Below are 417 nucleotides of genomic sequence, written 5' to 3' on the forward strand. Positions count from 1 at the left end.
TTGAATGTTTACCAAATCATCAAATTGAGCTGTAGTTGTTTTCAATAAACTTTCGTGAACACCTACGCCTGCATTATTAACTAAAAAATCAAATTTTTCTGTATCGAAAGTGTTTTTTAATGCAATTGCTACATTTTGAAAAAACGCCTCAAAACTATTCACTTCGGCAACATTCAGTTGAATAGCCGCAGCTTTCTGTCCCAAATTTTCAATTTCTTTTACAACAGCTTCCGCTTCTTCTTTCTTACTGTTGTAGGTCAGCACTACGTCAAGTCCTTTTTTGGCAAGGCTCAAAGCCATATCTTTCCCTAATCCACGGCTTCCGCCGGTTACTAATGCTATTTTGTTTTTCTTTGATTCCATCTTAAATAGTTGTTTTAAATTAATACAGCAAAATTAGTGTAGAAGCAACGCTAG

General features: G+C 35.0%; 1 protein-coding gene. It reads right to left on the reverse strand.

The window, feature by feature from the left end; translation table 11 throughout:
• Positions 1 to 363 (reverse strand): SDR family NAD(P)-dependent oxidoreductase (locus tag AB674_RS21765; protein WP_047779393.1); only part of this gene is annotated, 363 nt, incomplete at its 3' end.
• Between the last annotated feature and the right edge of the window lie 54 nt (positions 364 to 417).

It is taken from the genome of Flavobacterium sp. ABG (assembly GCF_001027725.1).
Classification (GTDB): Bacteria; Bacteroidota; Bacteroidia; order Flavobacteriales; family Flavobacteriaceae; genus Flavobacterium; species Flavobacterium cupriresistens.